The 13725-nt window shown below is 37.1% G+C and carries 8 protein-coding genes; 6 read left to right on the top strand and 2 right to left on the bottom strand.

The annotated features are described in order from the left end of the window. Nucleotides 1-137 precede the first annotated feature (137 nt). Nucleotides 138-2174 (bottom strand): hypothetical protein, encoded by a 2037-nt coding sequence (locus ACO067_RS22805; protein WP_421878815.1) that lies wholly within the window; start codon nucleotides 2172-2174, stop codon nucleotides 138-140. Nucleotides 2175-2341: 167 nt separating this feature from the next. On the opposite strand from ACO067_RS22805, the gene ACO067_RS22800 reads away from it, so the two are divergent. Next, nucleotides 2342-2584, top strand: coding sequence for a hypothetical protein (locus ACO067_RS22800; RefSeq protein WP_421878812.1), 243 nt, complete (start codon nucleotides 2342-2344; stop codon nucleotides 2582-2584). 26 nt (nucleotides 2585-2610) lie between these two features. Here the strand turns inward: ACO067_RS22800 and ACO067_RS22795 are convergent, their stop codons facing one another. After that, on the bottom strand, nucleotides 2611-3354 hold the full coding sequence (locus ACO067_RS22795) for a hypothetical protein (RefSeq protein ID WP_421878809.1): 744 nt from the start codon (nucleotides 3352-3354) through the stop codon (nucleotides 2611-2613). Nucleotides 3355-4291: 937 nt separating this feature from the next. Between ACO067_RS22795 and ACO067_RS22790 the strand changes: the two genes are divergently transcribed. Genes ACO067_RS22790 through ACO067_RS22770 form a run of 5 tightly spaced genes read left to right on the top strand, consistent with a single transcriptional unit; the run spans nucleotide 4292 to nucleotide 13628 of the window. Continuing rightward, nucleotides 4292-4492, top strand: a complete 201-nt coding sequence (locus ACO067_RS22790) for a helix-turn-helix transcriptional regulator (RefSeq protein ID WP_421878806.1) — start codon at nucleotides 4292-4294, stop codon at nucleotides 4490-4492. Then, a complete protein-coding gene (locus ACO067_RS22785) occupies nucleotides 4489-7854 on the top strand; it encodes a helicase-related protein (RefSeq protein ID WP_421878803.1) in 3366 nt (1121 codons plus the stop codon). Before ACO067_RS22790 ends, ACO067_RS22785 begins: the two co-directional genes overlap by 4 nt. Next, a complete protein-coding gene (locus ACO067_RS22780; protein ID WP_421878799.1) occupies nucleotides 7854-11567 on the top strand; it encodes an Eco57I restriction-modification methylase domain-containing protein in 3714 nt (1237 codons plus the stop codon). Before ACO067_RS22785 ends, ACO067_RS22780 begins: the two co-directional genes overlap by 1 nt. Then, on the top strand, nucleotides 11554-13101 hold the full coding sequence (locus ACO067_RS22775; protein WP_421878797.1) for an AAA family ATPase: 1548 nt from the start codon (nucleotides 11554-11556) through the stop codon (nucleotides 13099-13101). Before ACO067_RS22780 ends, ACO067_RS22775 begins: the two co-directional genes overlap by 14 nt. Beyond that, nucleotides 13098-13628, top strand: coding sequence for a hypothetical protein (locus ACO067_RS22770; RefSeq protein WP_421878795.1), 531 nt, complete (start codon nucleotides 13098-13100; stop codon nucleotides 13626-13628). Before ACO067_RS22775 ends, ACO067_RS22770 begins: the two co-directional genes overlap by 4 nt. Nucleotides 13629-13725 lie beyond the last annotated feature (97 nt).

The following is a 13725-nucleotide window of genomic DNA, read 5'->3' as shown; positions in this document are numbered from 1 at the left end:
TGCCTTCGTGTAAATCTAACTCGCGAATTGACAATCACAGAAGTGGGTCAACTCCAGCAAGCCAAGATAGATGAGCTAAAACTGCAGCGAAAGTATCGGGAAGACCAGATCATCGCCATTGATGAACTCTTATCTCGTTAAGCATTTAGTTCCTGTTGAAACTCCAATGCTACTCTTAAAATCAAATCAAAGTTAGATTCAGAACAAATTTCAATGACTTCATTGATTTGAATTAAGGCCTCCTCGATTCTATTGGAGGCTTTCAATACTTTTGCATAGATAAATTTGGCTTTGACTAATTCATCTAAGGAGTCACGTAACACGTCTATTGCTTGCTGACAGAACTCTTCAGCCAATTCAAGATTGTGATTATGGTCAGACATGTAATGAGCCCGGGTACTTAAGACCATTCCAATTCCTTTATTGTTTCTTTCAAGTATGTATAATTCCATTGCTCGATCTAGCCATGTTATCGCATCTTCAAACGCTTGTTGATGGTAGAGGCAAGTTGATATACGCATGCTCGACAGTGCTGCGTTCAACCAATCTTTTCTGTTAATATTGGAATCGAAATTTTTTTTGAAATAGGTGAGAGCTGTTCTTAAATCACCTTTTAGTATGGCACTATCAGCCTTGCAGTAGAAGAATTCTGACTCTTCTTTACTATTTGTGAATTCACGAATTAGGCCCTCAATGCTATTAAGAATTGGCTGGCTCTCATCAGTCATAACAAGTTTGTGATAGCAATCACAAATTTTCAGTTTAATATGAACAGCAGCTCGCCTTTCCTCTTCGTCTATCATGTCTAATGCTTGGAGGTAATGTTGTTGAGCCATTTGTGGATTTCCACCTTGACGGTATAATTCAGCTTCTATATAATTTCTAATTGTCAATAAACGATTTCCACCAAGATTATCATCTCCCTCCAATATATTAACCAATCGTCTTGTTGTGTCAAAATCACCTTGGCCGATAAGGTGCATAATAACTATGAATAATTCTCCAAAATTCAAGTTGGGAAGGTTTTCCTCAATGCCTTCTGGACTAAAGTAATCTGCAAATTGGTTTTTTGACCATTGAAGAAAATCATCCACTTTACTGATATCAAATGCCACATGACCATCACCATTCAATTTGCTCAACTCTTGATAGGAAATAGTTTTCTTCAATTCATCTTCAAGACCAATACAGAATGTTTTCACACTATTTCGAGCAAAAGATAGGATGGCCTTGAGTTCTGTATCATCTGGTGACGCCCCAGAGAAACCTATGCTTCCTATAACATCGGAGCGCTCAATGAGCTTCTGAATAAAGCCTCTGAAATTTGAAAACTTACTGACCAAATGTTCTTCAGAATGGCCAGGCGGCACCAAATCCGGAAACTCTGGAGCAGGTCGTCTTGATGGGAAAAATAACTTAAGTTGCCTTTGATCATCCAGATTGCCGGTAAATTCGGTTTGTTGAGTGTTTCGCTCTGTTGGATTCATTTGAGTGGCTAAAGTGCCGTGTATGTGAAGCACACGTATTTTATCGATAAGAAGCTCTTCCAACTCATTTTCGTCGTATGGATTTTGGTAAACCAATTGGCAGCCATGGGCCTCTAGAATTGATTCTAAATATTTGTCATAATTATACGAGACCAAAGTAAGGTCCCAGGCTTGGCTCATTTCCTTTAAAGCATAGATCAATTTCCATGAGGCAGTTTTCTTATATAGGTTGTAGGAAAGTTTTTTGGCTTCACTACTGAAATATTGTTCAAATCCTGAATCTTCCTGTATTTCTGAGGAAAACCTTTCTTCTAGCCGATAAAAGTATTCCCATAAATACTTTCTGATTTGATATCCCACATCATCAGTGCTGAATGAATATTCTTTACTGCCGTGATTGATTTTTAACGTTTTGCCTTGTTTTAAGACTTCCTCACATAATTGATAAAAGTTGACACTATTACCATTATTGGCCTTAGAAAGTCGCTTCTCAAGCTCCCACAATTCTGGGAATTCCTGTGAAGTCCAAATTGGACCGCCTGATCCAATATCCTCATTTTCAGGAATTTGCATCCAATTTGGAGGGGGTAGAATTTTGGATGTTTCATGCCAATCAGTAAAATTTAGTTGATGACTTAATGAGATGGTGAATCCGTTTCCAATAAACACTGTTGCTTTTGGTCTCATAACAAGGTTGGTGAGTTATATGGTATTCAATATACCATTTTTTGAGATGTTATATAATGGCCTGAGTCTGCCTGCCGGCAGATAAGCCTATGACTTTTTAATAGAAATCGACCAGGCTTTTTTCTGTATCTTATTTAAACTGGCACGAGCTTTGAACAAACGAGCCTATGTTAATACTTAGAATATTAGGTTTGATGGTAATTGGAGCCATACTTGGATCAATATCCGGTTTGTTTTGGGGCTCAATCAATGCTCTCAAAAGCACTCAACCAGAAGTTCATGGAATTATATGGCTGGTTATTACCGTAATGGCCATTGTTGGGGTCATATACATGAATGGCTTAGAGGAAGATCCTCCTGGGAGTGAATTGCAAGACACTGACTGGATAGATCATGATTGGAATCTCTAGATCCAATCTCAACTGGTTCTTAACTCTTAAGTTTTTTTATCACTGGAATTCTTTAAATTCAATTTGGCACTAACTACATCTTGTATCCGTGCCAAACTCTCAGCATTTAGCGAAACTTTAGAGCCTCCAATAGTATACTTGACAGAAAGGCTTCCGTCTTCTTTCAAACTAGCCCTAATCTGATCTTCCATAGCATTCCAGTCAAAAGTCGTCACTTTATAATCGGTATGGTATTTAGGGGTGGGCTCTGTTGATGTTATCAAATCAATCAACTGCTCCAAAGTCATTTGTTGTTTGCTTTCTCTACCAGAACCGTACATGTGAGCTAAATACGTTTCCAACTGGACATGGACTTGATCTCTAGTTAATTCTTCAGTTTGTACCTCACCTTCCGTTCCGATTGACCATTTGATCCATGCTCTGCCAAAATGATAACCATTAGTTGATTGAAACTGTGCTCTGTCCTCATTTCCCGCAGGGCCAGGGCGAGCCCCATGAAGGTGCAATCTAAACTCATGAACAATTATCTGGGTATTAAGCTCTTTTGAGAGGATAGCTGAAGCTGGATCTTCCGGAAAATAAAAGTCAATGGTCTCACCATTTGCTTGGAATCGCCTAATATTCTTTGGAGCATTAATCATCCTCCCTAATTGTTTTTCACACAACTCACGAACTTTTGGTTTAATTTGATCTACTGTAGGCGGACTATTGGTAACAGCTGTATTAGAATCATTCTTTTGATCCTTTTGATTATCATCAGAGGACATCATGAGCTGAATTGGTGGTCTTTGTCTGGCTATTGCTTTCGAATCTTCTGACTTGCCCAAGCTAGATGCCATTCCTCTTCTGAACGTATTTGTCTCATCATAAACTCTCATAAGGACTAATACCCATTATATGATTTGGTTACCCATTTATTGATTTTGGTAACCAACCCAAAAGCATATTCCTGCTACGCATAATGCGTTAGCTCAATTCACATACGCATGGTAGCGTCCACTCCGACTAAAACGCATGAGTCCGATAGGGGGTATCAAAACGCATGGAACCATGATGACATCCAAAACGCATAGGACAATGAGATCATCCAAAACCTGCCTGCCGGCAGGTAAACGCATGGCTTTTTAATGAAATTGGGTTGACCGTTTCCGTTGTTAAACAATATTTGGAATACCAGGCGGTTTACCAAATACAAAATTGAAATTGATGTATTAACTAACTATTACGCCTATGCAAACCGTCTGTTCAAAAATTTTCATCCATGTCCGACAGCAAAGGAATCTCTCACAGGCAGCTTTTGCCAGACGGCTGGAAGTACACCAGTCGTGATTTGCTTTAACATAAAATCTTTACCGTTATCGTACTACGTAGCGATAACTGATTTTATGTTAATCAAGACGCCATACGGGTCTTGACCACAAATCAGTATATTAGTTATATAATGGCCTGCGTTATGTTAATGTAGCTTAGGGATTGGGGTAGGGACTAATCATTTTTCTTTTAAGAGGGGAGAGAAAAGAGTTTTTCACTAGGGTTGGAGAGACACACTCTTTTGGCATCCTTGGATTAGCGAGGGCTTGCGTGGATGACAAATGTGTGTGGCTCTAGGGTTGGCCTATCATTCACTTCATACAATATTTATATCTCATTCAGTGATATAATTCTATTTCATTTCGTTATCTTGGACTTCCATCAATTTAAGAACTGATGAACAGGATTAAAGAAGTCCTAGAGTCCAAGGGAATTAAGCAGACTTGGTTAGCTGAAAAGCTTGGTAAGAGTTACAATATGGTGAATTCATATGTCCAAAATAGAAGACAACCAAGTCTTGAAGACTTGTATTCAATCGCTGAGATTCTTGAAGTGAGTGTCAAGGATCTATTAATAGAAAAGGAGGCAGGTAAATGAGTACAAAGTTTTTTACAAATCAAGATGGAAATAGTCTCCTCAAAAAATTTGAAGGAGTATTTACTCATATTGACAGTATTCGTCACTTTGATGCTCTGGTAGGCTATTTCAGAGCCTCTGGATATTTCAAGATTCGACCATTCTTAGACAAAATTCCTAAAATCAGAATACTGGTAGGAATCAATGTAGGAAAGCTAACAAAGGAATATCACGATAGAGGACAGTACTACATTGAAAATCCAGATGAGACAAAAGAAGCATTCTTAGAAAGAATGATCGAGGATGTTCAAAAGGCTGATTACGATCAAAAAACGGAAGAAGGAATTATTCAATTCATTGATGATCTAATAAATGATAAAATAGAGTTAAGAGCTCACCCCAAAAAGAAGCTTCATGCGAAAATCTACATATTCCGACCAGCAAGTTTTAATGAACATGCACCTTGCGAAGTAATCACAGGCTCTTCCAACTTGACGGATGCAGGACTAGGAGCAAATCCAGAATCAAATTATGAATTCAATGTAAGTCTTAGAGATTTTGATGATGTCAAGTTTGCAACTGATGAGTTTGAGAGGCTTTGGAATGAATCTGTACCAATACTCCAAGCCGAAGCAGAGGGTTTAAAAAAGCGAACTCATTTAAGAGATGACTTCACCCCATTTGAATTATACATCAAGATGCTGATAGAGTATTTCGGAAAACGTGTGGAGTATGATCCTTACAATATTGACTTATTACTTCCTGATAAGTTTATGCGGTTGAAATATCAATCAGATGCAGCCAATCAAGGATATGCAATCATGATGAAGCATAATGGATTCATTTTAGCTGATGTTGTGGGACTTGGTAAAACCATAGTTGCATGCATGGTTATTAAGAAATTCATTTATGAAAATGGTACACATACAAGAGTCCTAATAGTTGTACCGCCTGCTTTAGAAGCCAACTGGCAAAGAACTGCTGAAGATTTTCAAATCAAGAATCATTTCGAATTCATCACGCTTGGAAGTCTTAACAAGATACTTGATGAAGAAAACTACAGGTACTCCAATGCTGAAAAGTTTGACCTTGTAGTAGTAGATGAATCTCATAAATTCCGAAATGACTATACCGATATGTATTTGGCACTTCAAGAGATTTGTAAGAAGCCAAGGTCTAGACCATCAGAGGATGGTGATTATAAGAAGAAGGTGATTTTGATTTCTGCAACGCCTTTAAATAACAGACCGCAAGACATTGAAAATCAACTGTATCTGTTTCAAGATCGCAGAAACAGTACACTTGAGAAAATCAGAAACTTACAGGAGTACTTTAAGCCAATTAACGATCAGTACAAAAAACTTTCATCACAGAAAAAACTCAATATTAAGAAGTTAAGAGAGCTTTTTAAGAAGTTAAGAGATGATGTGGTTGAGCCTTTGGTGATTCGGAGAACACGAACAGATATTGAAAACAATAAAGAGTATCTAGAAGACATGAAAAGGCAGGATATCAAGTTCCCTAAAGTTGGTGATCCTGAAGCTCTGTACTATCACTTGGATGAGAAGCTAAGTAAGCTGTTTTTTGAAACTGTCAGTTTGATTACTGGCTTGGATGAGTTTGGAAATGAAATAGAAGGGCTTGGTTATTTCAGGTATCGGGCAATTGAATACTTGGTCAGAAAAGAAGATCAGGATATTTATGGTGGTGCAAGGACAGCAGAAGGAATATCAAGTCGACTTTCTGCGATTATGAGAACGTTACTAGTCAAGCGATTGGAAAGTAGCTTTTACGCTTTCAAACAATCTTTGAATAGGTTGAGCAAAGCAATTGACAATATGCTCAAAATGATTGAGGACAACCGCATATTTATTGCACCGGATCTGGACATCAATAAGCTACTCGAAGAGGAATGGAGTTATGACCAGATTGAAGCGAAAATCAACGAAAAAGGAGGTAATAACCGAGAATTCACAACTGATGCCTTTGATGATAAATTCTATGAACTTTTAAAAGAAGATAAGAAGAAGATTCAGGATTTGTGTCAGAGGTGGAATGAAGTCACTACCGATCCAAAACTCATCGAGTTTTCTGAGAAAATAAAGACTGAGTTCTTTGATAAGAAAAAGAACCCAAGTGCAAAACTTGTAATTTTTAGTGAATCCAAAGAGACAGCCAAAGAGTTGTCAGGTAAGCTACAGGAGATTGGAGAACATAAGATTTTGACTGTTTCGGCTGACAATCGACAGGCAGTAGAAAACACAATTCGAGAAAATTTTGATGCAAATCTGGAGGATGATAAATGGAAGGATGATTACAATATTATAATTACAACCGAAGTACTTGCAGAGGGAATCAATCTGCACAGAAGTAATCTGATCATCAATTATGATGTGCCATGGAATAGTACGCGACTGATGCAGAGAATCGGACGTGTTAACCGAATCGGATCAAAAGCTTCCAAAATCTATGTTTACAATTTTTACCCTTCTGCACATGGAGATCAACAGATAAATCTGATTAACACTGCCTTAAGAAAACTTCAGGCATTTCATTCTGCATTTGGAGAAGACAATAAGATATTCTCACTTATGGAAGAAAAGGGTGAGGGGGCTCTTTTCGGAAGTAAAATTCAAAAAGAGGAAAGCGAGATTTTAAAGTACTTGAATGAATTGAGGGAATTCAAGAAGAAAGAACCAAAGCTATTCAAGGAGATCAGCAAACTTCCCAACAAAGCTAGATGTGGAAGAAACGCTAATGAAGACCATGAATTGGTACTTCAAACGGCAGATGAGGGTGACTTAAAATACCCATTAAAGAAGTCCTCACTCACTTATCTGAAAAGTGATAATCACCCGGGCATTTTCTGCTTTGTGACACCAGAATTCAATTGCCTTGAAATCAATTTCTTACAAGCAGTCAAGATTTACAACGCAGAGCGTGATGAAAAGCCAATCAAGCTACATGACCTTCACTATGAGCAGACCTCAAAAGGTTTGGAGTTTTTCAAATCAGAAAAGAATCAGGAGAACATTCAAACAGTCTCGAAAAAGAACTTAAGTCCAGCCGAAAATAAGGCAATTTCTAATCTTAGAGCAGCCCTAAAATTGGTAAAAACTGAACAGAAGAAGAAGGCGCTTAACCGAACAATAGAATTGATTAGAAAAGGAGTATTCGCTTCAAAAGGTCTTCCTAAATCAGTAAATGAATACTTCAAAAAGAATGCCTCACTAATATCAAATGAAGAGCTTTTTATGGATGGACTTTTTAAAGATGTTCTGGATCGGTTTGACCTTTCAACAAGGATTGATTCCGATGAAATGAAGGTAAAACCCAGAGGTATTGTCAATCCTAAAATAGTACTCACACAAAGCTTCGTATAATGGCAGCACAGGAAGAACTGATCAAATCATTAAAAAAGAACTACGACAGAAAGCTATTTGCTGTTGAAGTGCTAAGTCCTGTATTTGGGAGTTTGCTGGAGGTGTATTCTTCATTGCAAAGACCTGCTGAGCAGCCTAACAATACGGAAAGCAAAGTCATAGAAGATGTTGGTATATATGGACGAATCAATCTGGAAGATGATGTGGGAGTATTGTGTTATGAAATACTTCTGAAAGATCATGTAAGGATTGATCAGAGCAAAGTTGCCATTCAGCATTATGTTAGAAAGCTATTGACAAGTGGACAAGCTGCTTTGATCAATTTCGTATCACCTACATACACGGATATGTGGCGATTTACCCTGGTTGCCAAAGACAGTGAACTGACTTCAAAAGGCATTCAGGAAAAAGCCACACACCCAAAGCGTTACACATTTCTTGTAGAATCAGGTAGAAACAACAAAACCTTTGCTGAACGCATGGAATGGCTTTCTTTAGAGTCAGACAAGACCATGGAGTCGCTTGTAGAGGCATTCTCGGTTGAGAAAATGAGCAATGCCTTCTTTGACGAGTACAAAGAACACTATCAAAACTTTGTGCAGTATCTCACAGGTAAGCGAATGGTGAAGAAAGGTAGCAAATGGCAGGAGGAAGAAGTAAGTCAACCTAGTGCATTTCTGAAAAGTATTTTCAATGGAAATGAGAAGGATGCACGAGATTTCTGCAAGAAACTATTGGGTAGGATTGTGTTTCTGTATTTCGTACAAAAGAAGCGATGGTTAGGAGCATCTGATACAGACTATGAAGATGGCTCTCAAAACTTCGTCTTTGAAATATTTGAAGAAACTGGAGGTGATGAGCGGTTCTTTCCACATGGACTTACTGAATTATTCTTCAATGCACTAAATAAAGAACGACCGGATGACTTGTACGAAACACCAGGTGGGAGAGAGGTTCGGATTCCATATTTAAATGGTGGCCTATTCACCAGAGATGAAGTTGACGAATTGCTTCATAAGAAAGGGGATATGATGACTTTTCCTTTCAAACTGTTCTCCAACGAAGAAAAGAAAGAAGATCCACTACCTAAGAATGCATCCATAGAAACCGATGAGACTTACGAGTACAGAGGGTTTTTAGACTTTTTGAATGCCTTTAATTTCACAGTGTATGAAGACAGTCAGGATGATCATACGGTCGCTGTTGATCCTGAAATGCTAGGGCACATTTTCGAAAACTTACTGGAAGACAACAAAGACAAGGGGGCGTACTATACACCTAAGGAGATTGTCAACTATATGTGTCAGGAAAGCCTACTGGAATACCTGAATACACATCTTGGAGACAAAACGGATAAAAAGGAGTTAGGGCAGTTGGTTCGGGAGAAAGAACCCAATCATCTATCAAAAGAAATCCTGAAAGCTATCAATGAAAAGCTTGATGAAGTAAAGATATGTGATCCTGCTATAGGTTCAGGAGCATTTCCAATGGGACTGTTACAGGAGATTTTCAGTATCAAAGAGATCATTGCTTACCATATTGATTTGCCATGGGATCCAGCCAAAACCAAAGAGGATATCATACAAAACTCCGTTTACGGAGTGGATATAGAAAAAGGGGCAGTTGATATAGCTCGACTCAGATTCTGGCTTTCATTGGTAGTGGATAAGAACAAACCAAAAGCACTTCCAAACCTAGATTATAAAATTATGCAAGGGAATAGCCTTGTAGAGAGTTATGAAGGAATAGATCTTAGTAATGTTGCTAAAGGGGGCAATATGAAGGTGTATGAGCCAAATAAAGACTTATTTGGTAACTATGATGATCCCCAATTAAAGTTTACTGTTGAGAAAGGAGAGACTTCCAGAGCCATTGAAAAACTGATCAATCAATATTATAGCGAAACCAAAACTCAGAAGAAAGAGAAAATTAGAGAGCAGATTGATCATGAAGTTTATAATCACATTGAATTCAATATCGAGCTAAGGAGAAATCAGTTAGAACGCTGGATTAATGAGTCAGGGAATTACAATAACCTTAGCGGCAAGGGCAAAAAGCAAGTTGATCAGTGGAAAGTAGATTTAGTAAATCTTGACGCAACAAAACACAAATTAATCCAAGATCGAAAGAAACCTGATAAGAATTATTTCCTATGGCATTTATACTTCAAGGATGTTTTTGATCATGGTGGATTTGATGTAGTAATTGCTAACCCTCCATATATTAAAGAATATACGAGTCGAAAAGCTTTCGATGGCTTTAGAGATTCTCCCTACTATCAAGGTAAAATGGATTTATGGTACGGTTTTGCCTGCAAAATGATCGATTTCCTAAAAGCTGACGGAGTAGAATGCTTTATTGCTCAGAACAATTGGATTACAAGTTCAGGTGCTTCGAAATTTAGAGATAAGGTTTTATCAGAGACTAAAATTGAGTTATTTACCGATTTCAATGATTATAAGGTTTTTAAGTCTGCGGGTATTCAAACGATGATTTATGTTCTTAAAAAGGATAAAGACAATTCTCAAATATCAAGCAATGTTCAATATACTTTATTACGAAATTCAAATATTGGGGAAGAAGATCTTAAGTATGTATTAGACTTCAACATAAATTATGATGGTACAGAAAAAGCGAAAATCAACTTTAAGCCAACACAATATTTGGGCGGATATATTTCCTTCCGAGATTATAAGTATCAAGATATCTTAAATGCTATTGCAGTAAAAGGCAGTCATCGACTTGAGGATTCAGAAATTATTCAAGGAATAGTTCCTAATCCCGATGTAGTAAACTCTAGAAATATTAAGAAGATTTCTAATGTATCTAATGTTGATGTAGGAGATGGAGTCTTTGTAGTTGATAAAAATCATTTCTCTAATCTTTCAAACAAAGAGCTTAAATATCTAAAACCTCTAGTTGAGCCGACAGATACGGAACGATATGGAGATGTTAAGAACTCTTCAAAAAACATCATTTACATTTCTAAATCAAATTATAAGAACGATGCTCCCTCTTTAATTAAACATTTAGAAAAGTATAGAGGGATAATGGATGAAAGAAGAGAGAATCAGAATGGAAGACTAGAATTTTACCATCTTCATTGGCCAAGGGACTCTTATTTCTTCGATAAGGGTGAAAAAATACTCTCTATAAGAAAGTGTGCATCACCAAGTTTTATCTACACAACGGAAGAAATCTATGTAATGATGTCATTTAATATCATTAGGACAGATAGATTCTCCCACAAGTTTTTGACAGGATTGCTAAATTCTACTTTGATAAAATTTTGGCTTGAGAAAAAAGGGAAATTACAAGGTGGTCAATTTCAAGTGGATAAAGAGCCTCTATTGGAGATACCGATATATCCAGAGAATTCATCAGAGATCGAAAGGTTTGTTGAATATGTATTGTTTTTATATCGCTTTGATGAAATGAAACTTGCGAAAACGTACTTTGAGCAAATTATTGATGGCATTGTCTATGAGCTTTATTTTCCCGATCTACTCAAAAAATATGAAAGGCAGATCATCCCACATTTAGGAGAGTTGCCAGCCTTGAAAGACTCTATGTCAGATCAGGAGAAGCTCGAAATCTGTAAGAAGGTTTTTGAAAGATTAGACAACAAGGAGCACCCTGTAAGAAACAATATTTTCTACATGGATAGTATTCCTGAGATTAGGATCATAGAAGGAAAAGATGAGGATCACTGATATTCATATAAGCAATTACAAAGCATTTTACGGTGACCATCATATAAGCCTGGATAAGGATGGCAAGAATCTTATGCTTTATGGAGAGAATGGAAGCGGTAAGAGCTCTCTTTATATCGCACTTTGGAAGTTTTTCTTGTCCTCAATTCAGGAAGTTGATGTAGAGGAAAACATCTTTCTGCCTGATTCAAAAAAGGGGACAGCAACTGTTACCATTGAAACAAAAGAATCAGCGGATTCAAGCGTGTCCAACAAATTTGTTCTTAAATCAGACGGGAAACTAAAAGAAGAAGAAGCACTAATTGCCATTAAGGATGCAAATAAGATTAAAGGCTTCTTTGACTATAGAAAATTGCTGAATACCCATGTGGGTTATGAAGAAAAGGTTGACCTATTTGATATACTGGTTAAGGATATTTTATCTCATGCAGTCAATAGATTCACTAAAAAAGAAATTGGGAAGGAATGGGAGGCTATAATATATGATTCACATGAGTTGAGGCAAGGGCATCATGTCAAAGCAAGAGTTGCTGATTACATAGAAAAGTTCAATAATGGGCTTACAGAACTTCTTAGCTCCATAGAGAGTGACACAAATAAGTTTATGCAATACTTCAATTCTAGTGTTGAAATTAAGTTTGATTTTAAGGGTGTAAAATATAAGGGTAGAAGATGGCTGGAAAATACAAGTATTGGACTTGATGTAACGTTGTTCAAGCGATCAATTCTTAGGCATCATGAATTTCTCAATGAAGCCAGACTTTCTGCATTAGCGATAAGCGTTTATTTAGCTGCAATCAAGGTAAACCCATCAAAAGGGAAATTGAAGCTACTTGTATTAGATGATTTACTCATCGGATTAGATATGAGTAATCGAATGCCTTTATTGAATATTCTAAAAGACAACTTTGAACCAGATTTTCAAATATTCATGACTACATATGATAAGATATGGTATGAGTTGGTTCAGAACTTTTTTGGTAAGAAAAAATGGAAGTATCTGGAGGTTTATTCCAAAAAGCTGAAAGATGAAGACATTGAAATTCCCGTCATTAAACCCAATGACGGATTGTTAAAAACTGCTGAAAAGCATCTTGATGAGAAGGATTATAAGGCATCTGCAGTCTATGTGCGAACTGCATTTGAGAGATTAGTTAAGAATATTTGCGAGGGAAAGAACCTAAAGGTACTGTATAAAAAAAATCAGAAGGAACTAGCAAGCAATGATTTTTGGGAAACGATTTTATCACAGACTGATATTTCTGAAGATTTAGTAAGAGATATCGAGATTTATCGTGGTGTTGTTATGAATCCCTTTAGCCATGATGATACAGAGAAACCAGAATTTAAGACTGAATTAGAGAATACAATTCAGGTTGTAAGAAAGCTTGATATAGAGAAAGATAGTTTTAAGAAGGTCAAGCCAGCTGATTTTAACGCACTGAAATCCAAATTAAAAAAAATGCAAATTCAATATAAACGAATGATGATTAGATCAATAATGGATGATTTATATATCTCAAAAATAAAATGAGCGATTACGCCCTTAAGCTTAAATTCCATACCAGCAAAATCGATTATTATGCTTCTAGATACTCATATGGTCGATCTGAGCTTGAGGTCATTCAAAATACTCAACAAATCAAGAGTAGGGGGTATCTAACCAAAAAAGAACTACAAATTATCGGTGAATGGAAAACACCACGCACAAAGTCCAGAGTAGCTTCCAATGCAGAGGATTACATCAAAGAGATTACACAGATAGCATTCTCCACAAACAGCGAGAAGTTAAGAGTGGAAATACTCAATCTACTAACTGGCGTAAGTTGGCCAACAGCTTCGGTGCTGCTGCATTTCTATCATACAGACAGATATCCAATTATAGATTTCAGAGCCTTGTATTCCTTGAGTTGTGAGCATATCAAGCCACAAGATTACAGATTTGAATTCTGGCAGCAATACACGGATTTTACACGAGGTTTAGCTGATCAAGCTAATGTGGATATGAGAACACTAGATCAAGCACTTTGGCAGTATTCTAAGGAGATTCAGAAGACATGATATTATGTTAAGTAGAAATGTTATTCTGTGTGGCGCTGGCCTGCCAAAATACCCGGGCGTGGGCTGGCCTGTGTGTTGGGAGTGATTATTTTGCCTA

Source organism: Marinoscillum sp. (assembly GCF_965229915.1).
Lineage (GTDB): Bacteria > Bacteroidota > Bacteroidia > Cytophagales > Cyclobacteriaceae > Marinoscillum.
Note: the sequence above shows the minus strand (reverse complement) of the source record. Positions and strands in the feature narration are given on the sequence as shown.